This is a genomic window from Paenibacillus sp. OAE614 (assembly GCF_040546645.1).
Lineage (GTDB): Bacteria > Bacillota > Bacilli > Paenibacillales > Paenibacillaceae > Paenibacillus_AQ > Paenibacillus_AQ favisporus.
This window is the reverse complement of record NZ_JBEPOD010000001.1, coordinates 2436390-2461335: the sequence shown is the minus strand read 5'-3', so window position 1 is coordinate 2461335 and position 24946 is coordinate 2436390. Positions and strand designations below refer to the sequence as shown.

Here is a 24946-nt window from a genome sequence, read left to right as displayed (position 1 = left end):
GGTCTATTGAACAAGCTTCCGCCTTACGAATCGCTCTTCTCCCGTGTCGGCAATGTTCTTGGCGGCACCCCTTCAAAGGTCAGCTTCACCGGCCTAATCCGGCCTTCGGGATCAAACTCCATCCGGTCGATGCAGACTTCACGGTGATTCGCTGCGGTTTCGCTCAGCGGACGGCGGTGGTAAACGATGTACCACTCGTCTTCACCCGGAATCTGAATGACGCCGTGATGTCCCGCTCCCGTAGCCACCTCGGGATCCTGCTGCAGTATTTTGGCCTCCCGCACAAACGGCCCCAGCGGCGAATCCGAGACGGCGTACCCCACCGAATAATCCGGGCCTCCCCAACCGCCTTCGGCCCACATAAAGTAATACTTGCCTTTGCGCTTGATCATGCACGGGCCTTCCACGAAGTTCTCCGGCGTAATCTCCTTATATACCTCCCCGTCTGAAAAAGGAGCGATGCTGACCATGTCTTCGTTCAGCTTCACGACGTTGCAGTGCTTCCATCCCCCGTAATACAAATAAGCCTGACCGTCGTCATCGATAAAAACATGAGGATCGATCGGCTGGGCGCCATGGTAAAACTGGTCGATCAGCGGCTTCCCCAGGGCGTCCCGGAAAGGTCCTTCGGGCCTGTCAGCCACGGCAACACCGATGCCGCCCAGCTCATCATTGCTCTGGATGTCGTTCGCCGCAAAATAATAATAGTAGCGTCCATTTCGCTCGATCGGGGAAGGGGCCCACATCGCCCGTCTTGCCCAGGAAATGTCCTTCATCTCCAGAATCCGTTCAACCTTGGTCCAGTGAACCAGGTCATCGGAATAAAACGCATCGAAAAACGTCTGGTCATCGTAAGCTGCCGAGTATGTAGGATATACCCAGTACCGGCCCTCAAAGATTCGGGGTTCGGGATCGGCATACCATCCGGGAAAAATCGGGTTGCCTGAACGGCGGTCGTTACCTTTAAGATTCACAATGCTGCTCCTCTCCACAAGTGACTTGTCCTGTATATCATTTTACCAAACTATGGAACCGTTTTCCTAAGAAAAATTTCTATCGACGTACCTTCAAAGAAGACAGACTGCGTCTAAAAGAAGTTTTTCTTGCGAGATCAAGAAGCAGAGGCTCCGAAACTTATACTTTCTGATCTCTTCAAAAAAAAGGCACAGGCTCGGCAGCCTGCACCTTCTTTTCTATGATATCTGTTGAATGGCTTACTGCTGCTGCACGGCACTTGGATCCATATACATGACTTCCCACAAATGGTTGTCGAGATCCTGGAAGCTCCAGCCATACATAAATCCGTGATCCTGCTTGTCATTGGACGGCTTGCCGCCCGCTTCCAGTGCCTTGTTTACGATTTCGTCCACCTGCTCGCGGCTGTCGGCGGACACGCACACGATGACCTCGTTCGTCTTGGAGGCGTCGGCGATTTCTTTATTGGTGAACGTTTGATAATACGGCTCAACCAGAAGCATGACATAGATATGATCACTGATTACCATGCAGGTTGCATTGTCATCCGTAAATTGAGGATTAAAGGCAAATCCGATTTTGGAGAAGAATTCGATCGAGTTTTTCAGGTTTTTAACCGGGAGATTCACGAAAATTTTGTCCAATTGCAGCGCCATTTAAAATTACCACCTTTTCTCGGAATATTCACGGTAACCTGAGCATGATCAGGCTCAACATTTGCTCCACCAAGCGGAGATTCCTGAGTCTAGTCTGCCTTCACAGATCGTGATACCGTTTGACTTAATTGCATTCTATCATAGAAATGACGCCAGGATTTCTTATAAATTGCTATAATCGCTGATCTCGCAAAAAAAATGAAAAAATCCGCGATAAACGCGGATTTTTGCTTTAATTTCTATCCCGATCTCCCGGTTCATCGGGCTCCAGGCCTTGCCTTCCCCTCAGGCACCGCAGGCAGCGCCGATGCTCTTCTGCGCTGGAACCGTACGTTGACGAGCACAATGCTGGCAAGAACCAGAATAAGGCCGGCTACAAGATTCATCGTCACTTGCTCGTTCAGAAAAAGCACGCTTGAAAAAATCGAAACGATCGGAATCAGAAATGTAAACGAACCGATTTTGCTCGCTTCCCCTTCGCTGATCAGTTTAAAATAGACGAACCAGCCTGCCGCGATGACGAAAACGGCGATAAACAGCGTATCCCAAATGAACGTCCCGTTCCACTGGATCTTCGACCAGTCTTCCATCCTCGAACCGGCCAGCAGCAGAATGACACCTCCGATCGTAATTTGCATCGCCGTCAGCCAGGTCGAGTCGACCTTGGGTCCGATCTTCTTGACATAAGCCGTGCCAAGCGCCCAGGAGAGGGCAGTGACCAGCGCCAAAATAATACCTACGGCGGAAACGTCCCCGGTAAACCCGCCCGCGCTCATGGTGGCGACACCGGCAAAGCCGACGATCAGGCCAAGCATCTTCTGCTTGGTCATGGCCTCTCCCAGCCACAACCACGAGAACAGCCCAAGCAGCACGGGCTGGAGAAACACGATCGCCGAGAACAATCCGGCCGGCGTATACTGCAGTCCGATGGTTTGGACACCATAGTATATAACGATGCTGAGAAGCGCGGAGGTCAAATAGATCGGCCAGGTCTGACGCAGCCGCAATTGCTTCGCTTTAGGCAGTGCCACCAGCACGAGCAGCACGCCGCCGATCAGTGCCCGCAAGCCGGCGAACAAGATTGGCGGCGCATAGTCCAGAGCTATTTTGGATAACGGCCAGTTGATTCCCCATACCAATATTAAAAAGATTAATAGAAACAATGTATTCTTCTGCATTCGCACGGAAGGTCACTCCTTGAATCATGGTCAATAACCATGATACAATACGTTGAACTATAAATAAAATGCATATTCCTCATAGGAGGTATAACATTTCCGTTATGAATGAGACACAGATCAGACTATTCGTGGCCGTCGCGGAAACGGGAAGCTTTACGAAAGCGGGCCAGATGATGAATATGACCCAGCCGGCGGTCAGCCGCGCCATTTCCAGCCTGGAGTCCGAGCTCGGAGTTACCCTCCTGAACCGTCATCCGCGAAACGGTGTCGTCCTGACCGATATCGGCAAACGGATCGTGGTCACTGGCAGGGAAATTTTGCTGCAATACGAAAAAATTTCGCAGGAGGTCGCCGCCGAGAAAGGGCTGGAGACCGGCAGCATCCGTGTCGGAGCCTTTCCGGCCGCCGCTTCCTTTTATTATCCGAAAATCGTCCGGGCCATCAACGACAAGTATCCGAACATTAATATTCAGATGTATGAAGGCACCGTGGAGGAAGTCCGGCATTGGCTCGACGAGCTGGTCGTGGATGTCGGCTTCCTCATTCCGCCGCTGAACGATCTGGACACAAGGCTGCTGCGGAACGAAGCGCTACACGTCGTTTTCCGTGATGATCACCCCTTCCGAAATTACAAGGAAATCCGGATTCAGGATCTCTCGGATGAGCCGATGCTGGTCTGCAAGGGCGGCTATGAGCTGCCGGTTATGGAGCTGTTCAGTGCTGGGGGAGCGAATCTGAACGTGAAGCATATTACGACCAACTATCCGACTGCCCTGAACATGATCAACGAAGGACTGGGCATCTGCATCATGTCGGAGCTGTCCCTGCAGAGCGTGCCTGAACATGTCATGAGCCGGGAGTTGACTCCCAGAGCGTACCGCAAGCTGCATCTTGCCGTTCCGTCCTTCAAACAGGCATCTATTGCCGTCAGATTGTTTGTGGATACGGCATTCCGGCTGTTCCCGCCTGCAGCAGCGCATCCCGACGAGCAAGCTTAGGCGGCGAGATGCCGCACGGCATCCACGCCTTCAAACCGACTTTCGTCTGACCTGCTGGGGTGAGGCGTGATGCACCTTTTTGAACATTTTGGAAAAATGCGAAAAATTGTAGTATCCGAGAGACTTGGCCACATCAGAAATCGGCATGCTGGACTCCCTGATCATCTCTTTGGCGGCCTCCATCCGCTCACGAAGGATGTAATCCGTAATGGACTCTCCCGTTTCCCGCTTGAACAGACGGGACAAGTATGCCGGATTCAAATGCACACAACAGGCAAGCTGCTCCCTTGTGATCGGTTCATGGAGATGCTCGGCAATGTAACACTGGACACGCTGAATGACCGAAGGATGGCTTTCTTTCTCGGACAACGCCGGAATAAGACGCTGGGCGGCGAGGCAGGTCTTCAGATCCCGCTCTACATCCTCAAGCTTTCCCAGCTCCAGCAGCTGTATCCAATTCCGGAGCTTGGCAGCAGGCACCTGGCCGCTCTCCGGTACGAACCCGGCCAGCCGGTACACCTCATTCGATTTGTTCAGATTGCCGTACTCCATCTCAAGCAGCTTTTGATAGGTTTCGCCAATTTCGAATAATGTCGACGGCTTCCCGATGTAACAGGATAAGGTGCAGTGAAAATAACGCCGGCAGGACTCCAGGTAGGCCATGCAGCGGTCATACAATGTATCTTCGTGTACTTCCCCATCATCCGGACCGTACAAAATAACAACGTTGACCCCCTGCTTGGTTTGGATCACCTCACCGCGGCCGGGATCGAGCAGCATCTCCTCCGCTGCTTTACGGATGTTGTATTCCATCATTTCCTCATCACGAGTGCTGTACTCCCGCATCCACGATTCCACGCTGACCAGAACAGGCATGAAGGTCGTCCCTGATAAAGCAAGCAGCTCATGCTCCTGCAAAATTTTAAGCACGTTATCCGGTGTGCAATTGATGCGCCGGGTAAGGACGTCGTTCCAGAATTTCTCGGTGATCAGTCCTTTTCTCTTCTGCCAGGTTTCATTGTACCGTGCCCTCAGCTCCGTCATCTCCCGTTCCTGCCTGACAGACTCCAGCGCCCTGGCGATCGACGACTTCAGCACGTCGTACTCAATCGGCTTCAGCAGATAGTCAAATCCGTCGAGCTGAATCGCCCGCTGCATAAAATCAAAATGGGCGTGAGCCGTCAAAAATATCGTTTCGGTTTCCGGCGAAATGTCATTAACGCGCTCCAGCAGCTCAATTCCGGTTCCTTTCGGCATTTCGATATCACAGATCATCACGTCGATCGCCGCACGCTCGAACACTTTCAGCGCATCCCTGAGATTATAAGCCTCGTAAATCTCTGAAACCTGCAGCGCCTCCCAATCGACTCCACTCTTGATTCCCATAACGGCATACATTTCATCATCCACGATCAGCACTTTATACATCGGGTTCCCTCCAGTTCTGTTCAAGTTTAGGAAGCGAATTCCTCCACCCTCCGGTGGGGAATCGTCAGCGTGACGACGGCGCCGCCCTCAGGAGCATTCCCAAAAGACAGTCCTGCTTCGCTGCCAAAAAAATGCTTCATGCGGTACAGGACGTTCGTCATGCCCAGATGCTCGCCGCTCCGACTCTCCATGTATGCCCCTGTCCGCAGCAGCTGCAGCGTCTCTTCGTCAAACCCGGCGCCGTTGTCGGCAATGACGACCGTCAGCTCTCCCGTTCCTGCATGATCGATGCGGATATCGATATGAAACGGATGGTCCATAAAATCAAAGCCGTGTTTCATCGCATTTTCGACAAAAGGTTGAATGAGCAGCGGCGGAACTGCCGCCTGGGCAAGCTCCTCCGGCAAATGGCAGGCGTATGTCACCTGGTCCGGAAAGCGGACCTGCTGAATCCGGATATAGCTCTCCAAATGTTCCATCTCCTCCGCCATTGTCACCGCCACCTGGTTCGTACGGGTCGCAAAGCGGAAATATTGAACGAGATTCAGGCACATCAGCTGGATGACGCCGTAATTTTGAATTTGGGCCAAATTGTATACGATATTGATTGAGTTCAGCAGAAAATGGGGATTGATCTGAAGCTGCAGATGCTTCAGCTCCGCTTTGTGCGCCTTGATCTGCTCCTCGTACACGCTGATTTTCAGCTCTTGAATTTCGGAAGCCATATTGTTAAAGGTGTCATTGATGATCATAAATTCCTTCGATTTGGAAGGCTTCAGCCGGTAAGCCAGATTGCCGTTCTTGATGCTCCGCATACCACGGATCAAGCTGTTCATCGGCTTCAAGATGATATCGTTCAAGTAGATCAAATAAATAATCAGGACGATGACCGCCAAGACGGAAATCATCAGGATCCCCCGTCTGAAGTGGTACAGATTCTGCAGCATCCGGGCTTCCGGAATAAAGGCGCTCAGGCTGAGTTCCGTACTCTGGATCGGGTGCTGGACCACGATATACCGTCTTCCTTCCGCCTTTACGGTCTGATAGGTATCGATTGTATCTCCGACCGGCGGGATGTCCAGCTTGGGCGAATCGGGAGACGCCGAACTGGTGATCAATTCGCCCGCTTCGCTCAGAAAGCCGGCGTAGCCCTCCTCCCCGAGATGAACCAGATCGAGCGGGATCATCAAGTTTTTCAGCTGAACGAACGCCCCTAAATAGAAACCATCACCAGCATCCACAAGCCGGATCAGGGCGTATTTGCCCTTGCTGTATGGAATCGCCTTCCACTGCATGAACACAGGGCTGTCCGGACGGGCATTTTTCACCACTTGCTGAATAGCCATTTGAATCGACTGCAGTTCGTCATAAGACTGCGTCTTGATCGGCGTATTGAACAAATCATGGTTCTGCACCGAATAGATGAACTGAAGGTCCACGCTATTATCGAACCGGTGATAGCGCGTAAGACTGTTCAGGATCCGGGCCTTGGCCAGAACATATTCGTCTTCATCGTTCAGCAGCTGGGACAGCGCGGCTATGTTGGGATCCTCGACGGCGAAGTTGTACAAAAATTTGATCTCCTTGTTGAGCGCCGCCTCAATCTGGCTTGAATACAGGATGATCGAGTTTTTGTTCGATTCGGCCACCTGTTCCCGGACCGTGTTCATCGCGTAGTAATTGTTATAGAGCAAGAGCAGGAAGAGCGGAAGCGTAATGGCAATGAAGCCGATCACTAATTTGCTGCGCAGCGAACGTTTGATATTCATAGCTCTCTCGGTCCTTTTTGTCAAAATAAAGTGTTTCAGGAAGGGGAATAGGGAACCCCCATCCCCGGTTTTAAGCCATACCGGTTGGAGATTCCCTTGTAACTGCAGATGTTATGGATTCGCCTTCGCCCATTCGGCGAGCTGTTTGTCTACTTCCGCCTTGACTTTGTCAAAGCCGGCCGCCTTGCGTTTTTCCTTCCACTTGGCAATGATTTTCTCCGGATCCGCGGCACCGGAGCGGAGCGTGGCGTCAAACTCTTTTTCCACGTTGGCGATGGAGGCCAGCTCCGATTTGACCGGCTCCTGGTCAAAAGCAAATCCGAGGGCGATCGACCGTTCCGCCCGCTCGTTGAACTTCTCGAATTCCTTCCACTTGTTCGGATCCTCGTTCGCCCACAGATAAGAATTGAACTGGTTGCCGAACATCCAGCCTCCCGGATTCGGGTAGGTTTGCGTGTCCGCATTGACGCCTTCCGGGTAATCGATGACCTGGTCGGATTTTTTCACGTAATGCTTGCCCTCAATGCCCCAGTCCAGCATGTTGAGCAGTTCCGGATCGTTGTACAGCAGATCGAGGAACATCATGGCCCGCGCCGGATCCTTGGATGTCCGGGAAATGCCGAGCATCGCCCCCTGCGCATCTCCCGTCGTCGTGAACGGCTCCGCCGTCTCGACCTGTACCAGGTCCACGCCCGTCGTGACGCTCATCTCCTTGTCTTTGCCCGGTTTCAGGGATTGGGCCACGGCGAACGCCTTGCCGGCTTTAATCATATTCATTCCCTGGTCGGCGTCAGAGGTCAGAATGTCCTTGTCGAACCAGCCGTTCTGATACCACTGATGCATCCGTTTGAAGAAGTCGATGAACTTGGGATCCTCCAGCGTATCGACCGCCTTGAGTTCCTTGCTTCCCCGCGGAACGGCCAGGTTCGCCACGATCCCGTCGTAATTGGCCGCACTCCAAGTATTCGTGAACTTGCTGGAGACGATCGGGGTCACGCCAGGCTCGTTGTCTTTGATCGTTTTGAACATGGCTTCCATATCTTCCAGCGACTTGACGCCACTGATATCGAATTTGTATTTGTCCACCAGCTTCTTGTCGAGCAGGAAACCGAAGCCCTGTCCGAATTCCTTCTTCGTCGGCAGCGCGTACAATTTGCCGCCGATCTTCGAGCCTTTAATGAAGTCATCTCCGAGAATTCCCGGAATGTCCTTGCCGTACTGCGCCATCAGCTCATCCAGTTCCACGAACTGGCCTTTGGCCACATCCTTGGCATACGAGAACCAGCTTGCCGTAAACAGCAGGTCGAACGGCTCGTTGGAAATCTTCATCAGGTTGGTCTTATCATCCCATGACGCCCATTCAATCGGCCTAAGCTCGATCGTCGCGTTGATTTTTTCCGTCAGGTATTTGCTCATCTCATCCTGGACCAGCTGCAGATCCTTGGGTGCGGACGCCGGATACACCAGCGTAATTTTATAAGGCTTCAGACCGGTGCCGCTGTCCGAACCGGTGCCGCCGGCGGCCGTGCCAGAAGCTTCGCCGGAGTCACCTGCACCTCCTTTGGCGCAGCCCGTCAGGGCAAGCATTCCGCACAGCATCATGATCAGCACCAAATGGTAGGCTTTTTTCATTGTCGACGCTTCTCCTCTCAACGATTAAATGATGTAGAGTCAGCCCTTGACGGCGCCGCTCGTTATCCCGCTGATGTAATATTTCTGGAAGAACGGGTAAGCGAACAGCAGCGGGGCAATCCCGACGATGGCCAGCGCCATCCGGACCGTTTCCCGGGGCATCTTGGCCAGCAGCTCGCCTACCTGGGCGGAGCTTCCCGATTTCATCAGCAGGTATTGGATATTGGTTAACGTTTTGGTCATCAAGTACTGAATGTTGTACAGCTCAGGCTTATCAATAAACAGCATGCAGTTATACCAGTCGTTCCAATAAGACAGCGTGTTGAACAGCCCGATGGTCGCCATGATCGGCAGCGACAGGGGCAGGACGATGCTGAAAAATATCCGGATTTCGCTGGCTCCATCAATGGTTGCCGACTCCACTACCGACTCCGGAATGGTCGATGAAAAGAAGCTTCGCATCAGGAGGACATTAAAGGCGCTCAGCAGCAGATTGGGAATGATCATGGCGAAAATCGTATTTTTCAGGTCAAACATGTTGACGTACGTCATATACCAGGGCACCATTCCCCCGCCGAACAGCATCGTAAAAAATATATAGAACGATAACGTACGCCGCAGGGGCAAATCCGGACGGGACAACGGATAGGCGAACAATGCGGTCATAAGCAAACTGACTACCGTTCCAATCAGCGTCGTCAGGATGGTGACGCCGTAAGCCTTGGCAATCTCCGAGAAATCGTTAAACAAAAACTGGTACGCGGCAAAGCTGATTTCCTTGGGGAACAAGGAATACCCCTTTTGCAGGATCGAATCCTCACTCGAGATCGACACCATAAAAATCAGTATAAAGGGAATCAATGATGCCAGTGTAAAAGCCCAGAAAAACAGGTGGATCAAGGAAGGGCCGATGATTTTTTTCACGCTTGCTGTCCTCATGACGTTCCTCTACCTTTCTTGGAAAAATCAATGTACGCTTGCACACATCCCTTGCGACGAAAAACGCGGCTCCCTAAAACAAAGCGTCACGCTTGTTGATCCGCCGGACGGCTGCGTTAGCTGCCAGAATCAGGACAAAGCAGACGACCGATTGATAGAAGCCCGCCGCCGAGGACATCCCGATGTCGCCCGACTGCGTCATCGCCCGGTACACGAACGTATCGATCGTATTCGTGGTCGGGATAAGCGCGCCCGTGTTCATCGGCACCTGGTAGAACAAGCCGAAGTCGCTTCTGAGGATTCCACTGACTGCAAGCAGTGTCATCGTAGTAATGACAGGCGTGATCAGCGGGATCGTAATCCGCGTCATCTGCTTCCACTTGCTGGCGCCGTCGATGGTTGCCGCCTCGTAATACTCCTTGTCAATCCCGATAATTGCGGCGAAATAGATGACCGACAAGTACCCTACGTTCTTCCACGCATTAACGATCACGAGAATATACGGCCAATAGCGGGGCTCGCCGTACCAGGAAACGGCTTCAGCGCCGAACCATTTGGCGATAAGCCGGTTCACCAGTCCGCTTTCAACATTCAGAAAGCTGTAGACCAGGTACGCCACAACGACCATGGAAATGATGTGCGGCAGCAGAAAGGTGCTTTGGTAGAACCGGGTGATGACCTTGTCCCTGATTTCGTTAATCAGCAGCGCTGCGAGGACGGCCAGCACCAGATTCAGGACGATAAACACGAAGTTGTATAGAAAGGTGTTCCTCGTAATGACATAGGCGTCCTGGGAGTTGAACAAAAATTTAAAGTTGTCCAGTCCCGCCCATTCGCTCCCCCAAATGCCGTCGACATAATTGTAATTTTTGAAAGCCAGGATGACGCCGTACATGGGGATATAGTTGTTGATGAATAAATAAATGACTCCCGGCAGTGTCATCAGCAGCAGCCATTTGTATTTCTTCAGTTGTCTCCGGAACGTGGAAACCCGCCGGATCTTTGCCGGGCTCACCGCATTCCGGTCAAGCTGCACCGCCTCTTGCATGATCTCACTCCTTTTTGTCGTTTCGTGACCTGTAACCCCTTACAAATCCGATTCTATACGGTGCAAGCAAAGTCCGGCTACCACGATCATGACTTCCTGCTAACGCTCTGATGACTTGTTTGCCTAATTCCCAAATGGTGGTTGACACCCCGTATGGGAATCTTTATGCTAGGGGCTGATCGATCCTATGAAAGCGAAATCATCTTTGGGGAGGTTGACCCATGAGCAATGCAAATGCCGTTTCGCGCGTGTTCATTCTGGGAATGGACGGCGCCGGCAGCTTTATTCAGCACACGGCTACACCGGTCATCGACGCTTTTCTGGCAAAAGGGGCCGTCACCTATGACGCCCAGGCGCAGTCGCCGACAATCAGCGCGGAATGCTGGGGCTCCGTGCTCCACGGCGTCGTGCCGGAGAAGCACGGACTAACGAACGAGGTCGCTGCGAGCGAGCCTTATCCTGCCGAATCGCCTTACCCTTCCGTATTTCGGCTTGCAAGGAAGGCATGGCCCGAGGCCAAGCTCGCCTCCTTCACCAGCTGGAGCCCGATCAATGACGGGATCGTTGAGGATGGCATCGGAATACATAAGGAATCTCTGCCGGATGCCGATCTGGTTCAGGCCATCCAGAACTATCTGGAACAGAATCAGGACGTCAAACTGCTGTTCATGCAGCTGGATGAACCTGATGCGGCCGGACACAAATACGGGTACGGTCCGGATTCTCCCGAATATTTGAATGCGATTACACAAAATGACGTCCTGTTCGGTCAGGTGCTCGGTACCCTTGAGCGGCTGGGACTTCTTGAAGACAGCCTGGTGATTTTATTGACCGACCACGGCGGCGGAGGCGACGACAAATTCAGCCACGGCAGCGATCATCCGATGGACAAAAATGTGTTCTGGGGCTGCGTGGGGCCGGGAATCGCGCCGGGAACAACCATCGGGGAAATCTCGATCGTGGACACCGCGGCTATCGCCGCAGCCGCCCTCGGCCTGGACATTCCGGATGCCTGGGATGCCGCTGTCCCTGCCGGCTTGCTCCAGACCCGGTCCATGCCGGAAAATGCATAGCGGGAGGATAGGCAGATGAGGAAAACATTGCGGTTTCGCGAGGATGGCACGTTCACCATTGTCCAATTTACGGATACGGAGTTTTGCGAGCCTGATGATGAAGAGCTTCAAATGAAGGATATGATGCGAAGGATTATAGAGGCGGAACAGCCCGATCTGGTCGTCTATACCGGTGACGTGATCGCCAGCAATAAAAGCCCGAACCCGGCCGCAGCGTTCCGGGATGCGGTGTCGGTTCCGGAGCAGATGGGCATCCCCTGGGCAGCCGTCTTTGGAAACCACGACTCCGAGGCTCCGGATATGACGCGGGAACAGCTTCATGCCCTGCAGCTGTCCCACCGATACTGTTATGCGATTCCCGATCCGCCCCACGTCAAGGGCACCGGCAACTATTGTCTGGAAATCCGGGATTCACACCGGGACAACACGGAAGCCGCCCTTTACTTTTTGGATTCGGGCAGCTACTCGCCGCTGGAGCATTTACGCGTCGGATTTTACGACTGGATCCGCCGCAGCCAGATTGAATGGTATACACAGCAGTCCTACCGTCTTACGGCAGGCAACGGGGGAGTCCCGCTGCCATCGCTTGCCTTCTTCCATATCCCGCTGCCCGAATATAACGATATTTGGGATTTCTCGGTCTGTTATGGGAACAAGCTTGACCGTCACTGCTGTGCGCCATGGATCAACACCGGTTTTTTTGCGAGTATGGTTGAGATGGGCGATATTCTCGGTACCTTTGTCGGCCATGATCACGGCAACGATTTTTGGGGAACGCTGCACGGTATCCGCCTGTGTTACGGCCGGACCACCCGCAACGCTTATCTGGATCAGCCATTCATGCCCGGAGCCCGGGTCATCCGTCTCACGCAAGGGGAGCGGAGTTTTGACACCTGGCTGCATCTGCAGGACGGGTCCGTCCTTCGCGACCAGCCAGTTCATGCACCGACAGGCAGACCCGTTCAGGCGGCAATGCCGGCAGCAGCCAAATAACAGACTAAAAAAGTCGTTCAAGCGATGCGGATTGCATCCGCTCTTGAACGGCTTTGTTTGGGTTCAACCTGTTATTTCGGATTTCTTCTCGTAGTAGCTTGCCGGAATGATTTTAAAAACCTGAACGTACAAAAGCGAGCTGAGGATTGTTGCCAGGAAGATGAAGCCGAACACGACCACCGGCGGAAACCACGACGACAGCATAATCGTGACCGGAGCGATAAACCGGCCGACCGAAAACTGCAGATTCGCCGCCCCCATGTATTGCCCTCTCGCGTGTTCAGGCGCATATTTGCTGATAAAGCTGTCGGTGACGGGGCTCCGCGAGAGCTCGCCGATCGTAAACACAAACGTAAACACCAGCAGCAGCCACACCTGCGTCGTCAAACCGATTAGGAACATCCCTCCACCAAACAGCAAGGCCGACATGATCAGGATGTTCCGTTCGGACCAGCCCTCGAACAGCTTGGTGACGGGAAGAACGCACAGCACGAACAGCAGGCCGTTCAGGCCCAGCATCAATCCGAACACCTGCGCGCTGCTCAGGTTGAACGTCCAGCCGCTGAAGGACAGCAGCGCCTGTCCCGGCACGTATTCTTTGACATACATCGCAAGATACATATCCAGCTGCATAAAAGCAATCGTCACCAGGATGCCCGCGGCAATATAGAGCGCAAATACCTTGTCCTTAAAAATGACGCCGTAACTCACCACCTGCTCCTTCAAGATAGCGGTCAGCTTGCTGCGGGTACGATTCATCCTTGCCGATGCCGGAAGCGTCTCCCTGCTGAACAATAGAATGGTCAAAAAATATAAAAGCGTTACCGACGTGCAGGTCCACAACAGCTCGTGCCGGTACTGGAAGAAGAATACCGAACCCAGCGCCGGGCCAAAGACCGCCCCGATATTTCTGCCCGTCACGAAGGTTGCGAACACCATCCGCCGGTCCTTTTCCGGAGTGACATCGGCCACCATGGCCGAGCTTCCCGGCGAATAGATCGCCCCTCCCAGCCCGAGTCCGATATATGCGGCATAATCGAGCCAATGGGACGGGGATAGCGCAAAAGCGGCAAACATGCAGGACTGCATGCAGGCCCCAATTAGCATGGCAGGCCTCCGGCCGAAGCGGTCCGCCAAATACCCGCCGAACAAGCTCCCGAGCAGGCTGACCAAGGGGGGAACAGCCATCAGCATACTGGCCGCGGTCTTGCCGAATGCGTCGCTGAAAAACAGGGTGATGTAAGGAAAGTACATCCAAAACAGCAAATTGAAGAGTGTGTCGCCGATCAGCCGGATTTGCAAGTTCAAATCCCATTTAAGCCAGTTCACAACAGAGGTTCCTCCTGTTTTATGATGGGGTCGTTATTCTTCCTGAAGAATCATTGGCGGTGAATTAGCCGATCATGTGGAAAAATTGGAAGGAGTTTTAATATATCACAGGAATAAGGAGCCGGGCAACGTTTTTTTTGCAAGCGATAACAATCCCGTTCCGATGTGTGCTTGTGGCACGGCGAGAACACAAAAAAACTCCTGAAGGCATTTTTCCTTCAGGAGTGTATATCATCGCTATCGGCAGCCAGGAATGCTGACGGCAGGCCGCAGCTATTCAATCCGCGCACAGGCGATCCGGTTGCCGGAGTTCCCTGACGGGTCGGTCACGTAATCGTCCGCTTTCTCATGGATGATGATCGCGGTTCCGCCCGGCTTCAGGAGCGAATTGGCGGCTCCCTTTTTAAGCGTTACGGACTGGGTTTCCAAATCGGCGGTTACCGTTCCGTCCTGCTTCACCTGAATATTCAGCAGGTCTCCGGCATGATAGCCCTTCGGATTATGGAAGCCGTGCTGCTTGCCGGTCGGGTTGAAATGGGCTCCGGCTGTTTTAAAGTCAGGCGGATCACACTTGCCGTTTTCGTGGAAATGAATGCCGTGCTCACCTGGCGGCAGATTCGCTGCTTCGATATGGATCTGAACTGCGGCTCCTTTTTGAGTCAGAAGCGCCGTCCCTACTTCTCCGCCTTTGGAATCCACGATTTTCACCTTCAGCTGCGGCTCTTCCGAATTGGCATAAGCAGCCGGTGTTGCAGCGGCGGATCCGAGCAGAAATCCGGCGCTGAGGCAGACGGACATCACCATTTTTTTCATACTTGCAATCGTCCTCCTGTATTCTGGTTTTAGGTCTCCCAAAATCAGGTTTGCCTATTTCCCGAAAAAGATAACACCTGTACCGAACGGAAATTCGAAAAAATAAAAGCAGCCCAAAGATCCCAGAGCGGAAAATTCGGACTGCTGTATCCATGCAGGTTAAAGCAATGGACTTGGTTAGCGCGGTTACACGAGATCAGGAATATGAATCTCGACTTCCTTCTTCGTCTGCGCGGAGCGGATAATGCCGTCAATAATGGCCTGATTCCGCAAAATTTCCTCGCCTGGAATCGGAGCCGGCGTCCCTTCACGCAGCGCCCGGACAAAATCCTTGATTTTCTCCTCAAACACGTTGATTTCATGCTTGATGAGCGGAATATTGCTCTCGGTATGATGTCCCTGGATGTCATGGAACAGCGAGATTGAACCGACATGTCCATCCCATACCCCGCTCCAAGGTCCGCTGCCTGCCGGAAGCACCTTCATGCCCGCATCCGTGCCGAGGAACATCGTCGCACCAAGCGTATCCATATGCATCGCCCAGGACGTCTTGAAGTTCAGGACCAGGTCTCCTTCGAACCGGACCATGGCCACACCGAAATCCTCAACGTCAAATTGTCCGGCTTCCGCGTGGTATTTCGGATTGGTGCCAAAATAGTTCGAGGTATAGGCGGAGACGGTCAGCGGCTTCGGATAGCCAAGCGTGTTGAGCGCCAGATCCAGCGAATAGCAGCCAATATCGGCCATCGCGCCTGCGCCGGCGATATCTTGGCGGATAAACGTTCCTCCCGGCATGCCGCGGCGGCGTCCGCCCCCGGTTTCCACGTAATACACTTTACCCAGTTGTCCGTTCTGGACCATGTTTTTAATGATGGCCATGTTCGGGTCGTAGCGCGGCTGGAAACCGACATTCAGCATCCTTCCGGTTTTCTTGGAAACCTGCACCATTTCGACCGCTTCGTCCAGCGTGACCGACATCGGCTTCTCCAGCATGACGTTTTTGCCGGCCGACAGGGCGTCCACCGTTGTGCGGTAATGCGCCACGTTCGGCGTACAGATGCTTACGCCATCCAGATCCAGCTCGAGCAGCTTGCGGTGGTCGTCAAAGCCGGTCGCATCCGGCAGGTCCCAACGCTCAATGAATTGCTGCGCCTTGTCTGGCAGAATATCCGCCACCCCGACGATTTGAACATCCTCGATTCCTTTGTAAGCCCTGGCATGCGCTCCGGCGATGCCCCCGCTTCCGATAATGCCAATCCGAATTGTTTTTCCCACGAGATCGTAATCCTCCTATACTTTCGCGTTCTTTCTCCGGTATTCCGACGGCGTGTAGCCGTACCTCTTCCGAAAAACGGTATGCAGATAGCTTCCGCTGGAAAATCCGCCCTGTACGGCGATTTTCTCGATGGACCAGCGCGTCTCCACCAGCTGGCGGCACACTTCCTGCAAGCGGAAATCCTCCAAAATTTCGCTGAAGGACCGCCCGCCCCCCTGATCCTTAATGATCCGCTGCAGCTGTCTCGAGCTGATATGCAGCTTGTCGGCCACATCCTCCAGCACCACTTCGCCGGAAGAGTTGGCATGAATGTACTCCAAAGCCAGCTGGTACCGGTAGGCCTTCATGTCCCGGGACGGAAGCTCCGCTTCCCGTGGTTCCGGCTCGTAAGCGCGCACGGCACGGAGCAGAATTTGAATGATGCAGTTTTTGATCGTTGTATACAGTCCTAAATATTTTTGCTGTGAGGCGTTGAAGGCCTCCAGGAAAAACGGCATCGCCCGGTACGTATCCATCACGGGCTTCAGCGGCAGCGTCCGCAGCTTCTCGATGCAGTCATGCGCCTCAGCCGCCTCCCACGGATCGGCGTATGGACGCGGCGACTGGCCGGAATCCTGGACCTGCGACAGGTCCCGGATATCCACATGCAGACACAGCTCATCCATCGATTCCTCGGGATCCGCTTCCTGGTAATGGAGCACCTCCGGACCCGTCAGGTAGAACATGCCCTCTTGAAGAGCATAGGGTTCATCCACCAGGATAACCGTTCCCTTGCCGCGCGGTATAAAGTGAAACTCAAACTCGGCATGCTTGTGAAAGGACACGATTTTCCCTGGAGGAAAAGAAGTCAAATGAAAACGTATCACCCGAATCTCATAATTTCCCCAATAGATGCGTAAATCCAGACGCTCCAAAGCATCCTGGCGTCCCTGCATAGTTTCGTATGGAAAATTATTCATCATTGCAGCAACATCCTTATGTCTGATAAGTTCTGTGATGGTTAGCCTTGCAGTTCGTTCAGTTTAATGGCACGGCGCTCGGCGTTCGACAGATTGGCCGCTTCCATGAGCTTCGTCAATTCGATCGCCATCGCGATGTTTTCATCAGCAGTTGTGCCTTGTTCGATATGGCTGATCCACTGCTCAAACGCGCTTTCGCGGTTGGCCGGAACCGGAATCTCGACCCAGGCATCCTTGTATTCCTCATTGCGGGTCGTACGAAGTAGCAGCTTGCTGTCCGGCGTTCCGAACAGGATCGTTCCTTCGGTGCCGTGCACCTCCACGGTAAACGGCGAAAAGTTGTTCACGAATCCGGCTTCAACGACGCCTACTGCGCCTGATTTCGTAGACAAAGTCGCAACCGCGTTGTCTTCCACTTCTTTTCCGGTTATGTATCCAAATTGCGCGCTCACGTCCACAGGCTCTTCTCTCAAGAAAAGTCGCGTCAAATACATAGGATGGCAGCCAAGATCGATCAGGGCGCCGCCGAGCGTCTCTTCCTTCTTATAAAAATGCGCAGGCAGCCAATTGGCCGTCGCCCCGTTGTGGGACAGCCGGACGCGTACATAAGTTACCTTGCCCAGGAGCTCCTGGTCCAGAAGTTCCCGGATCGCCAGCGTATAGCCGTCGTTCAGTCTGGGAAGGGATACGGTCAGCTTCACGTTATTTTTCTCCACAGCCGCAATAATGTCGTTGACCTCGCTAAGTGTTGCGGCAATAACCTTTTCCGTAAAGATATGCTTGCCGGCTTCTGCGGCTTTGATCATGACTTCGCGGTGCATGTTCGTTGGCGCATCCACGATGACCCCATCGATATCGTCACGGCTGAGCATTTCATCCAATGATGCGTAAAAAGTCACGCCCTGCTTATCGGCGGCTTCTTGCCCACGCTCCGGATTTTCGTCCCACACAGCCACGATTTCCGCACCCGGATGAGCCTCAGCCTGTTTCGTATAGTCCCATGCATGCACATGCCAATAGCTTATTTTACCGATTCTGATCATATCCAGCGCTCCTCAGTATTTAATATTAAGACATCATGCCCTTAATCTAACACATGAAAAACCGTTAATACAGTATAATATTACGACAATTTTATATAAAATCGCGCCGCAAGAAAAACCTGGTCTTAAGACGGGTTTCCGCCCCAACCGGAGACGGTTTTGTTCCGGCAAAAATTTGCGTATCATGGGAATACAAGTTCTTCCGGACTGTTAAGAAATCGGGAAGACGGCTTAATACTTTCTTAAGCTTTCTGTTCATCCGTTCTTAATCTTTGCTAATTAAAATGGAAAGCACAACTACAATCACGATAAGGAGATTCTTATGGATGTGCTGGGATATATCGAGCGGCTGTTCGGACAGTACGGATATTGGGTCCTGCTTCTCGGACTTCCGCTAGATGCCATCGCCTTGCCGATCCCGCCAGGCAATACGACGCTTACCTACACTGGGTATTTGTCCTATAAAGGCGTACTGGACCTGCTTCCGGCTTTAGGTGCCGCCTACCTAGGCTCCATCGTCGGGCTGACGGTTACTTACGTGCTAGGGTACAAGCTGGGTCAGCCGCTGATTGAGCGCTACGGGAAATGGCTTTTTCTCAAACCGGAGCATGTGGAAAAGACCGCCAGAGTATATCACAAATACGGCAACAAGCTGCTGCTGTTCAGTTATTTCATTCCGGGCGTCAGGCAGTTTATCGGCTACTTTACAGGGATCATCCGCGTCCCTTACCGCACCTTCGCCTTGTACGCCTACACGGGATCCGCGCTCTGGGTTACCGTCTTTATCGGGATCGGTTACATTTTCGGCAATCAATGGCAGCTGGTCTTGACCTGGACCGAGCATTTTTTGAAATACGTCGTGGCCGCCGTGTTTGCCATTCTGGCCGTATACGTTTACCTGAAATGGCGCAAGCGTACCAAGGTTCATTCGAGGCAATGAGGCAATAGGGTTAAACTTCGGACACTGACGACCATTCGATGCAAAAAACACATTTTTGAGGAGGACCGATGCATGATCATCACCCGCTATATGGAGCAGGCGCACGGCTGGGACCGGCGCGTATTCCACTGGATTAACCGCACTCAGAATCCGACCATGCTCCATGCTGCGCTGCGGATACTGACTCACCTGGGCGGCGCGCTGTTTACGATCACCCTGACGCTGTCCGTGGCGCTGTTTGCTCCCGAGCCGTGGCGGACTACGAGTCTGCAGAGCTTTGCTGCGCTGGCCATCAGCTTTTTGATTACGACCCTGATTAAACGCAAGGTCCAGCGGATTCGCCCTTACCTCGCCCTCGAAGGCGTTAGGGTCGGCAAAAACCCGCTGAAGGACCCCTCGTTCCCATCCGGGCATTCGACGGCCATCTTTTCCATCATTACGCCGTTTCTGTTCATGGGCTCTTGGGTCGCCGTCCTGCTGCTTGTTATGGCATTCATCGTCTGTATTTCCCGGATTTATCTCGGACTGCACTACCCCTCGGACTGTCTGGTCGGCAGCTTCGTCGGCAGCATGACGGCGGTGCTCACTGTCGCCGTGATCAATCTATGAGTTTATATACAGCATAAAAAGTGCAGTCCGCTAGGGACTGCACTTTTTTGCGCTGCCGTTATGACCGCCCGGGTCGTACCGAGCCACTGCCGATTCGGCTGCTTATGCCATCAGGCGTGGAAGAATTGTCCCGAGCGGACTTCCTTCACATAACCGGCGCGGATGGTAAAATCGCCGAAATGCTCGCCGTCCCGGCGTTCCTTGGCATAATGGAAAATAATCGGTTTCAGGGAATCCAAAATTTCGGCCTCGCCGATATTTTCCTTGTAGAGCTTGTTGAGCCGTTCTCCGGCAAATCCGCCGCCGAGGTACATGTTGTATTTGCCCGGCGCCTTGCCGATAAAGGCGATTTCCGCCAGGGCCGGTCTTGCGCAGCCGTTCGGACAGCCTGTCATCCGGATGACGATTTCTTCTTCACGAAGCCCCGCTTCTTCCAGGATCGGCTCGATTTTGCTGAGCAGCGTAGGCAGGTAGCGTTCGGATTCAGCCATCGCCAGACCGCAGGTCGGCAGGGCCACGCACGCCATCGAATTACGGCGCAGCGCCGAATAATGGATGCCGTCGGTCAGACCGTACTGCTGCACCAATTCAGTGATCTTCTTCTTTTTCTGGCTGCTCACGCTGCCGATGACCAGATTCTGGTTTGGCGTGAGCCGGAAATCTCCGGTATGAACCTTGGCGATTTCGCGCAAGCCTGTCATCAGCTCATACCCTTCTTCGTCCTTGATCCGTCCGTTCTGGATAAAGAGGGTCAAATGCCACTTGCCATTGCTGCCTTTGACCCAGCCGTACCGGTCGCCATTGCTTTCGAAATGGAACGGTCTTGCCGGCTCCAACTCCCACCCGAGACGCGCGCTCAGCTCCTGGATAAACCAGTCGATGCCGCGGTCGTCAATCGTATACTTGAAGCGCGCGTGTTTCCGCACGGAACGGTCGCCGTAGTCGCGTTGGATCGTCACGGTTTTCTCTGCCAGATCGATCACCTGCTCCGGCGTGCAGAACCCGATGACCTGCCCTACCTGCGGGTACGTGGCCGGATCGCCGTGGGTCATCCCCATGCCCCCGCCGACCGAAACGTTGAATCCGGCCAGACGTCCGTCCTCCACAATGGCGATCAACCCGAGGTCCTGCGAAAATACGTCGACATCGTTGGAAGGCGGGATCGCCATGCCGATCTTGAACTTACGCGGCAGGTATACCGGACCGTAGATCGGTTCCTGTTCCACGTCATGATCGTGGCTGTCCACCACCTTTTCTTCGTCAAGCCAGATCTCATAATAGGCCCGGCTCCGCGGATCCAAATGGGCACTCAGCTTGCGGGCCCAGTCGTACACCTCCGAATGAATCTCCGACTCGTACGGATTCGGATTGCACATGACGTTCCGGTTCACGTCGCCGCAGGCGGCCAGTGTGCTGAGCAGCGATTCGTTCACCTCGCGGATCGTATTCTTGAGGTTCCACTTCAGCACCCCGTGCAGCTGAAACGACTGGCGTGTCGTCAGGCGGATCGTCCCGTTCCCGTACTTCTGGGAAATCCTGTCCATCATCAGCCACTGCTGCGGGGTAACCACGCCGCCCGACGCGCGCACCCGGAGCATAAACTGGTAAGCCGGCTCAAGCTTCTGCTTCTGCCGTTCGTTGCGCAGGTCCCGGTCATCCTGCATGTAGCTGCCGTGATGCTTCATCAGCCGGTTATCATCCTCGGGGATCGACCCGGTGATCGGATCCTTCAGCGTATCCACCAGGCTTCCCCGCAAATAGTTGCTTCTGCGTTTGATATCCTCCACATCGCTGTGGGGAGCGCTGTTTGGTGACATCAAATTGTTATCAGACATGTTTGCTCTCTCCTTCTCGCTTGCCTATCGGATGCGCTTAATAGACATCCCGCTGGTAACGTTTCTCCTGCTGCATGCGAATCATATATTCGGCAGCTTCCTCAGGACTGAGACCGCCTTCCTGTTCAAGGATCGTAATCAGCGTGGAATGGACGTCATGGGCCATTCGTTTCTCGTCGCCGCACACATATACCACAGCGCCTTCCTGCAGCCACTGATACAGTTCCCTGCTCTTCTCCAGCATGCGGTGCTGGACGTAAACCTTCTGATCAGAATCGCGCGAGAATGCCACGTCCATGCGCGTCAGGACGCCGTCCTTGAGCCAGCGCTGCCATTCGATCTGGTACAGGAAGTCTGTCGCGAAGTGCTGGTCGCCGTAGAACAGCCAGCTCTTGCCTTCGGCTCCGGTCTCTTCCCGCTCGCTCAAAAATGCGCGGAACGGAGCGACGCCTGTGCCCGGGCCGATCATGATGATCGGGGTATCCGGATTTTGCGGAAGCTTAAAGTTCGGATTATGCTGGATATAGACCGGCAAAGCCGATCCGGGTTCGCTTCGTTCAGCCAACTGTACGGAGCAGACGCCGTACCGCTCTCTTCCGCGGTTCTCGTAGCGGACGGTCCGGACCGTTACATGCACCTCGTCCGGCGACGCCTTCAGGCTGCTGGCGATCGAATACAGACGGGCCGGAATTTTGCGCAAAATGGCTACGAATTCCCTGGCCGGGATGCCCTTCAGGGAATAATCCTGCACCAGATCGAGCAAATCGCGTTCCTCGATGTAGGCTCTCAGCTCATCATGACCCGATGCGAGCAGTTCGTTCAAAGCACCGTTAGAAATGAGCGCGGCTGTCTTCTCCAGCAAAGGCTTGGTGAGCACCGTGATTTCATAATGGCGGAGCAGCGCAGCGCGCAGCGTAGCCTCATCGCCGTTTTTGTTAACCGGTACGGATTCTTCACCGGACCAGCCCATCGCCTCGATCAATTCGTCGACAAGCCGCGGATGGTTTTCCGGGTAGATGCCCAGACTGTCTCCGGGTTCATACTCCAGATTCGATCCCTCCAGCGAAATTTCCAAGTGCCGGGTTTCGCGGTCGGAACCGCGGCCGTTCAGGTTGATATTCTCCAGAACCTCGGCCTGAAACGGATTGGTTCTGGAATATTCCGATTCCGCGGATGCGAGCAGCGAATCTGCCGTGACAGGCACAGCCTGCGGTGCAGCTCCGGCTCCTGCTCCGGCAAGCTCGGCAAACGCACTGGCCACGCTGTTGATCCATTCCGCCGCCGGCTCGTCGAAGTCCACGTCGCAATCGACGCGCGGAACGAGTCGCTTGCCGCCCAGTTCTTCCAGCCGCTTGTCAAAATCCTTGCCTGTCTGGCAGAAGAACTCATAGGAGGTGTCTCCAAGCGCCAGTACAGAGAACGGCATGCCTTCAAGCTGCGGAGCCCGCTTGCTGTGCAGAAACTCATAAAAAGAAATGGCGTTGTCCGGCGGATCCCCTTCGCCATGCGTGCTGACCAGAATCAGCAGGTTTTCCACCTTTTTCAATCCGCTCGGTTTAAAATCGCTCATCGAAGATAACTTGACCTCAAAGCCCTGATCCTGCAGTCTCTTGGTCACCTTCTTGGCCAGCGACCCGCAATTGCCGGTCTGCGACCCGTACAGGACGGTAACCTCTTTCGGCGCAGCCGGTGCCGTGCTTACCGGAGACGCAGCCGTCGCATTTGCGGCAGCCGCAATCGGGGCGGTTCCCAGCACAGCGCTACCCGATACGGCGGCCGCTGCGATATATCCGCTCAACCAGATGCGCTGGGCATCGGTTAATGTGGGCAGCAGACGGTTGAGCAGCTCGACCTGCTCTTGGTTAAAAGGGCTGTTCGTTACTTGAAGTTCCAACAAATATCCACCTCGCGTAGCATGCATTAGTGATAATTCCTAGTAGATTACTCATATTTTCTCTCTTGAACCTATCACAGCAGGGGGGAACGGTCAATTAGAATGATCTTATAGGTTTTATCAGCTTTGCTGATAAAGTGGCTTCGTGCCGATTATTCCTCTTGAAACCACCGTTCGATGACAAAAAAAGGCCCGACCGTAAAACAAGCCGGGCCCTCCAAACGAAGGAATAAAATTCAATTTACGTATGACAAAGTTTCTCGCGGATCAGATCCGTTACCAGCCGATCCGGAGACCGGTCTCCCCGCCCAACCTTCATCCGGTTGCACAGCACCGCCACGGCAAGGCCGTTCGACGGATCGGCGTATCCGATCATGCCACCCAATCCGGCGTAACCGAAAGCCGCCCGGCTGCGCGCCCATGGCATCACCGTCTTGGCTAAGCGAGTAGCCCAGCCCCAACCGAACGGGAGCGAGCGCAACTTCGTCGATCCCTTCAAACTGCAGCTGTGCTGCCTCGGTTATGGTGGCCGGCTTGAGCAGGCGTCTGCCGTCCACGCCCTCGCCAATCAGTGAAGCATACATGCGCGCCAACGCCTGAGCATTTGCGACGGCATTGACGGCTGGTACGGCTGCCGAATGGAAGCAAGCCGAGTTCCACTCCGGATTGGCAACCGGAACCAGTGCCGGAGGCAGCACCCGCTTGAACAGCATGTCATCGGGCATGGAAGCGATAGGTACGGCTTCGCCGCTAATTTCGGCGATCCGGGTTTCCGCCTCCGCTGGGGCCCCTAAATACAAATCCCTCTCCATTCCTAATGGCTTGCAGATCTCGTCCTGAATGATCTGGCCAATCGCCCGGCCATCCGCTCTGGCGGCCGTTTCCCCTAGAATCCATCCAAAGGTCAAGCCGTGATAACCTGCCTTGGTGCCAGGCTCCCAGATAGGTTGTAACTGTTCCATCTCGTGCACCATCGCTAGCCAGTTGGTAACCAGCTCCATATCCGCGTGCGCAGGCATCAAAGGAACTCCTGCCGTATGAGTCAGGACCTGGCGGAGCGTAATCTGTTCCTTCTCATTCGCCCCGAATTCGGGCCAGTAATGAGAAATCCGCTCATCATACGCCAGCTTGCCCTGCTCCGCGAGAATATGAATCGCCGTGGAAATCACACCTTTGGAGCAGGACTGCATCACGAAGAGCGTATCCGGATGGACGGGGTTTTGTCCTAAGGCATCTGCACTGCCTGAAAAGGCATTCACCACCAGTTCACCGTGCCAGTAGGCTGCGGCTTGGAATCCTGCACCGATATCGTCTTTCGCAAGTTCATCCAGCAGCCGCTGGACCTGTGTTTGAAGATTGATGAGATGCTGCCGTTTGTTTATCCATGGATTGGTCAATGCATTCAACTCCCTTATTATTTAAAATGAAAAAATAAGGTGCAAAGCCCATCCAATAAAACGTCCTGAGGGCGAACTGTTAAACTGATCGTCCGCCCATGCAAAGGTTCGCCCTATGAATAGGCTTTGCATGAGCCGCTTGGCATACTGGCAAATTGA

General features: G+C 53.8%; 21 protein-coding genes. 5 read left to right on the top strand and 16 right to left on the bottom strand.

Features of this window, described 5'->3' with window-relative positions:
* Positions 1-23: 23 nt before the first annotated feature.
* The 3 genes from ABIE48_RS11535 to ABIE48_RS11525 form a co-directional block, all read right to left on the bottom strand.
* Positions 24-974 carry a glycoside hydrolase family 43 protein gene (locus tag ABIE48_RS11535; RefSeq protein WP_192714514.1) on the bottom strand — a complete coding sequence of 317 codons (951 nt, stop codon included), beginning with the start codon at positions 972-974 and terminating at the stop codon, positions 24-26.
* Positions 975-1214: 240 nt separating this feature from the next.
* On the bottom strand, positions 1215-1631 hold the full coding sequence (locus tag ABIE48_RS11530) for a VOC family protein (protein WP_089546898.1): 417 nt from the start codon (positions 1629-1631) through the stop codon (positions 1215-1217).
* Positions 1632-1888: 257 nt separating this feature from the next.
* Positions 1889-2809 (bottom strand): DMT family transporter, encoded by a 921-nt coding sequence (locus tag ABIE48_RS11525; RefSeq protein WP_192714515.1) that lies wholly within the window; start codon positions 2807-2809, stop codon positions 1889-1891.
* A 104-nt stretch (positions 2810-2913) separates the two neighbouring features.
* Here ABIE48_RS11525 and ABIE48_RS11520 point away from each other — a divergent pair, with 104 nt between their 5' ends.
* Positions 2914-3810 (top strand): LysR family transcriptional regulator, encoded by an 897-nt coding sequence (locus tag ABIE48_RS11520; RefSeq protein ID WP_145020854.1) that lies wholly within the window; start codon positions 2914-2916, stop codon positions 3808-3810.
* A gap of 30 nt (positions 3811-3840) precedes the next feature.
* Here ABIE48_RS11520 and ABIE48_RS11515 read toward each other — a convergent pair whose 3' ends face one another.
* From ABIE48_RS11515 to ABIE48_RS11495, 5 genes are all read right to left on the bottom strand, one after another.
* A complete protein-coding gene (locus tag ABIE48_RS11515) occupies positions 3841-5238 on the bottom strand; it encodes a response regulator (RefSeq protein WP_192714516.1) in 1398 nt (465 codons plus the stop codon).
* A gap of 26 nt (positions 5239-5264) precedes the next feature.
* Entirely contained in the window at positions 5265-7007 is a 1743-nt protein-coding gene (locus tag ABIE48_RS11510) for a sensor histidine kinase (protein ID WP_192714517.1), read from the bottom strand.
* Between the two features lie 111 nt (positions 7008-7118).
* Positions 7119-8639: an ABC transporter substrate-binding protein gene (locus ABIE48_RS11505; protein ID WP_192714518.1), complete on the bottom strand. Its 1521-nt coding sequence runs from the start codon at positions 8637-8639 to the stop codon at positions 7119-7121.
* Between the two features lie 39 nt (positions 8640-8678).
* The gene (locus ABIE48_RS11500) at positions 8679-9578 is read right to left on the bottom strand and encodes a carbohydrate ABC transporter permease (protein ID WP_076167155.1); all 900 of its coding nucleotides are present in this window, start codon (positions 9576-9578) and stop codon (positions 8679-8681) included.
* 73 nt (positions 9579-9651) lie between these two features.
* A complete protein-coding gene (locus ABIE48_RS11495) occupies positions 9652-10521 on the bottom strand; it encodes an ABC transporter permease (protein ID WP_244867372.1) in 870 nt (289 codons plus the stop codon).
* A 326-nt stretch (positions 10522-10847) separates the two neighbouring features.
* Here ABIE48_RS11495 and ABIE48_RS11490 point away from each other — a divergent pair, with 326 nt between their 5' ends.
* Both ABIE48_RS11490 and ABIE48_RS11485 read left to right on the top strand, forming a co-directional pair.
* The gene (locus ABIE48_RS11490; protein WP_145020869.1) at positions 10848-11699 is read left to right on the top strand and encodes an alkaline phosphatase family protein; all 852 of its coding nucleotides are present in this window, start codon (positions 10848-10850) and stop codon (positions 11697-11699) included.
* A 15-nt stretch (positions 11700-11714) separates the two neighbouring features.
* Complete coding sequence (locus ABIE48_RS11485) at positions 11715-12692, top strand: metallophosphoesterase family protein (RefSeq protein ID WP_192714519.1); 978 nt, start codon at positions 11715-11717, stop codon at positions 12690-12692.
* A gap of 63 nt (positions 12693-12755) precedes the next feature.
* Here ABIE48_RS11485 and ABIE48_RS11480 read toward each other — a convergent pair whose 3' ends face one another.
* From ABIE48_RS11480 to ABIE48_RS11460, 5 genes are all read right to left on the bottom strand, one after another.
* Positions 12756-14021 carry an MDR family MFS transporter gene (locus ABIE48_RS11480; RefSeq protein WP_145020875.1) on the bottom strand — a complete coding sequence of 422 codons (1266 nt, stop codon included), beginning with the start codon at positions 14019-14021 and terminating at the stop codon, positions 12756-12758.
* Between the two features lie 273 nt (positions 14022-14294).
* Positions 14295-14834, bottom strand: a complete 540-nt coding sequence (locus tag ABIE48_RS11475) for a superoxide dismutase family protein (protein WP_145020878.1) — start codon at positions 14832-14834, stop codon at positions 14295-14297.
* Between the two features lie 186 nt (positions 14835-15020).
* Positions 15021-16109 carry a Gfo/Idh/MocA family protein gene (locus ABIE48_RS11470; RefSeq protein WP_145020881.1) on the bottom strand — a complete coding sequence of 363 codons (1089 nt, stop codon included), beginning with the start codon at positions 16107-16109 and terminating at the stop codon, positions 15021-15023.
* Between the two features lie 15 nt (positions 16110-16124).
* A complete protein-coding gene (locus tag ABIE48_RS11465; RefSeq protein WP_152403641.1) occupies positions 16125-17072 on the bottom strand; it encodes a helix-turn-helix transcriptional regulator in 948 nt (315 codons plus the stop codon).
* 38 nt (positions 17073-17110) lie between these two features.
* On the bottom strand, positions 17111-18112 hold the full coding sequence (locus ABIE48_RS11460; RefSeq protein WP_192714520.1) for a Gfo/Idh/MocA family protein: 1002 nt from the start codon (positions 18110-18112) through the stop codon (positions 17111-17113).
* A 322-nt stretch (positions 18113-18434) separates the two neighbouring features.
* Here ABIE48_RS11460 and ABIE48_RS11455 point away from each other — a divergent pair, with 322 nt between their 5' ends.
* Together ABIE48_RS11455 and ABIE48_RS11450 are read left to right on the top strand one after the other, a co-directional pair.
* Entirely contained in the window at positions 18435-19052 is a 618-nt protein-coding gene (locus tag ABIE48_RS11455; protein WP_192714521.1) for a DedA family protein, read from the top strand.
* A 72-nt stretch (positions 19053-19124) separates the two neighbouring features.
* The gene (locus tag ABIE48_RS11450) at positions 19125-19661 is read left to right on the top strand and encodes a phosphatase PAP2 family protein (RefSeq protein ID WP_260869199.1); all 537 of its coding nucleotides are present in this window, start codon (positions 19125-19127) and stop codon (positions 19659-19661) included.
* A 110-nt stretch (positions 19662-19771) separates the two neighbouring features.
* Here ABIE48_RS11450 and cysI read toward each other — a convergent pair whose 3' ends face one another.
* From cysI to ABIE48_RS11435, 3 genes are all read right to left on the bottom strand, one after another.
* The gene (cysI, locus tag ABIE48_RS11445; RefSeq protein ID WP_192714522.1) at positions 19772-21496 is read right to left on the bottom strand and encodes an assimilatory sulfite reductase (NADPH) hemoprotein subunit; all 1725 of its coding nucleotides are present in this window, start codon (positions 21494-21496) and stop codon (positions 19772-19774) included.
* A 37-nt stretch (positions 21497-21533) separates the two neighbouring features.
* Positions 21534-23390: an assimilatory sulfite reductase (NADPH) flavoprotein subunit gene (locus tag ABIE48_RS11440; RefSeq protein ID WP_192714523.1), complete on the bottom strand. Its 1857-nt coding sequence runs from the start codon at positions 23388-23390 to the stop codon at positions 21534-21536.
* 236 nt (positions 23391-23626) lie between these two features.
* Positions 23627-24787: a serine hydrolase domain-containing protein gene (locus ABIE48_RS11435; protein ID WP_354518896.1), complete on the bottom strand. Its 1161-nt coding sequence runs from the start codon at positions 24785-24787 to the stop codon at positions 23627-23629.
* Positions 24788-24946 lie beyond the last annotated feature (159 nt).

What these genes read in the sequence shown, in the direction of transcription:
- ABIE48_RS11530 (WP_089546898.1), bottom strand. Translation starts at nt 1,631, where the DNA reads ATGGCGCTGCAATTGGACAAAATTTTCGTGAATCTCCCGGTTAAAAAC.
- ABIE48_RS11525 (WP_192714515.1), bottom strand. Translation starts at nt 2,809, where the DNA reads ATGCAGAAGAATACATTGTTTCTATTAATCTTTTTAATATTGGTATGG.
- ABIE48_RS11520 (WP_145020854.1), top strand. Translation starts at nt 2,914, where the DNA reads ATGAATGAGACACAGATCAGACTATTCGTGGCCGTCGCGGAAACGGGA.
- ABIE48_RS11515 (WP_192714516.1), bottom strand. Translation starts at nt 5,238, where the DNA reads ATGTATAAAGTGCTGATCGTGGATGATGAAATGTATGCCGTTATGGGA.
- ABIE48_RS11510 (WP_192714517.1), bottom strand. Translation starts at nt 7,007, where the DNA reads ATGAATATCAAACGTTCGCTGCGCAGCAAATTAGTGATCGGCTTCATT.
- ABIE48_RS11505 (WP_192714518.1), bottom strand. Translation starts at nt 8,639, where the DNA reads ATGAAAAAAGCCTACCATTTGGTGCTGATCATGATGCTGTGCGGAATG.
- ABIE48_RS11500 (WP_076167155.1), bottom strand. Translation starts at nt 9,578, where the DNA reads ATGAGGACAGCAAGCGTGAAAAAAATCATCGGCCCTTCCTTGATCCAC.
- ABIE48_RS11495 (WP_244867372.1), bottom strand. Translation starts at nt 10,521, where the DNA reads ATGACACTGCCGGGAGTCATTTATTTATTCATCAACAACTATATCCCC.
- ABIE48_RS11490 (WP_145020869.1), top strand. Translation starts at nt 10,848, where the DNA reads ATGAGCAATGCAAATGCCGTTTCGCGCGTGTTCATTCTGGGAATGGAC.
- ABIE48_RS11485 (WP_192714519.1), top strand. Translation starts at nt 11,715, where the DNA reads ATGAGGAAAACATTGCGGTTTCGCGAGGATGGCACGTTCACCATTGTC.
- ABIE48_RS11475 (WP_145020878.1), bottom strand. Translation starts at nt 14,834, where the DNA reads ATGAAAAAAATGGTGATGTCCGTCTGCCTCAGCGCCGGATTTCTGCTC.
- ABIE48_RS11465 (WP_152403641.1), bottom strand. Translation starts at nt 17,072, where the DNA reads ATGATGAATAATTTTCCATACGAAACTATGCAGGGACGCCAGGATGCT.
- ABIE48_RS11460 (WP_192714520.1), bottom strand. Translation starts at nt 18,112, where the DNA reads ATGATCAGAATCGGTAAAATAAGCTATTGGCATGTGCATGCATGGGAC.
- ABIE48_RS11455 (WP_192714521.1), top strand. Translation starts at nt 18,435, where the DNA reads ATGGATGTGCTGGGATATATCGAGCGGCTGTTCGGACAGTACGGATAT.
- ABIE48_RS11450 (WP_260869199.1), top strand. Translation starts at nt 19,125, where the DNA reads ATGATCATCACCCGCTATATGGAGCAGGCGCACGGCTGGGACCGGCGC.
- cysI (WP_192714522.1), bottom strand. Translation starts at nt 21,496, where the DNA reads ATGTCTGATAACAATTTGATGTCACCAAACAGCGCTCCCCACAGCGAT.